Origin of the sequence: Amycolatopsis sp. CFH S0740, assembly GCF_004522315.1 — a bacterium.
GTDB classification, from domain to species: domain Bacteria; phylum Actinomycetota; class Actinomycetes; order Mycobacteriales; family Pseudonocardiaceae; genus Amycolatopsis; species Amycolatopsis nivea.
Genome location: NZ_SDLS01000071.1, coordinates 1 through 1,425 on the forward strand (window position 1 = coordinate 1; position 1,425 = coordinate 1,425).

Consider the following 1,425-nt stretch of genomic DNA (forward strand, 5'->3'; position numbering starts at 1 on the left):
TACTCCAGCTGTAGTTCGTGATCTTGCTGGAGGGGTCGTGTGAGACGGGTGCGGCCGCCACGTGATCATGGTGTTTGTGAGGACAACTCAAGATCATGTGGCGGCCGCGGCTGCCAGCGTAGACCCTGCGCGATGGCAGTCGTTGCTGGGTGAGATGTTCGTGCGGATCGGGCGGCGGTTCGTGCGGGTGGAGTCGCGTCGGCGGGCCGGGCGGTTCGTGCAGGGTCTGTTGTCCGGGCTGGCGCGGGTGAACTGCTGGACCATTGCTGAGCAGGTCGGAGACCGGACCCCGGACGGGATGCAGAACCTGCTCTCGCGCGCGACATGGGACGCGGACGGGGTCCGCGACGACCTGCGCGAGGTCGTGGTCGAGCACCTGGGTGTCGAGGACGCGATGCTGGTCATCGACGAGACCGGTGACCTGAAGAAGGGCGTCGAGTCGGTCGGGGTGCAGCGGCAATACACCGGCACCGCGGGACGGATCGAGAACTCGCAGATGTCGGTGTTCCTGGTGTATTCCACCCCGGCCGGGCACACGTTCATCGACCGCGAGCTCTACCTGCCCGAAAGCTGGGCAGAGGACCAGGCCCGGCGGGACCGGGCCGGAGTGCCCGCGCAGACCCTGTTCACCACGAAATCCCGGCTGGCCTTGGCGATGATCGCTCGTGCGCTGGAGGCGGGAGTCCGGGTGGGGTGGGTGACCGGGGACGAGGCCTACGGCAAAGACGCCGCCGGCCTGCGCGATCCGCTCGAGGCCCGCGAACAGGCCTATGTGCTGGCCGTGGCCTGCGACCACCGCGTTCCCGGTCCGGGCGAGGAGAGCGTGCGGGCCGACGAGCGCGCCGCCGCGCTGCCGAAGCGGGCCTGGCAGAAGCTCTCCGCCGGGGCCGGCGCGAAAGGCCGCCGTTACTACCTGTGGGCCCGGCTGCGGCTGCATCCGGCAGGCAAGACCGGATACCACTGGATCTTGATGCGCCGTAACCGGCGGACCGGGGAAACGGCGTTCTACCGCTGCTACAGCCCCCGCCGGGTCGCGCTGGCCGACCTCGCGCGCGTCGCCGGGCGGCGCTGGACGATCGAGGAGACCTTCCAGACCGGCAAAGAACTCACCGGCCTCGACGAACACCAGGTCCGCACTTGGACCTCCTGGTACCGCTGGACCACCCTGGTCATGTTCGCGCACGCCTTCCTCGCCATCGCCGCGGCTCAGGCTCGCAGCACACCGTCGGCCGAGGACCTGATCCCGTTGACACGCAACGAGATCAGGCACCTCTACGCCCAGCTCATCCTGCAACCAGCACGCAAGATCATCGACATCCTGGCCTGGTCCGCCTGGCGCCGACGACACCAACACCGCTCCCGCCAAAGCCACTACCAGCAGCGACACCAACAACCAGCACCCGATCACGAACTACAGCTGGAGTA

At 68.3% G+C, this 1,425-nt stretch carries 1 protein-coding gene; it reads left to right on the top strand.

Annotation, left to right across the window (positions count from 1 at the left end):
• Positions 1-154: 154 nt before the first annotated feature.
• Positions 155-1,425 (top strand): IS701 family transposase (locus EIZ45_RS45780; protein WP_240692057.1); only part of this gene is annotated, 1,271 nt, incomplete at its 3' end.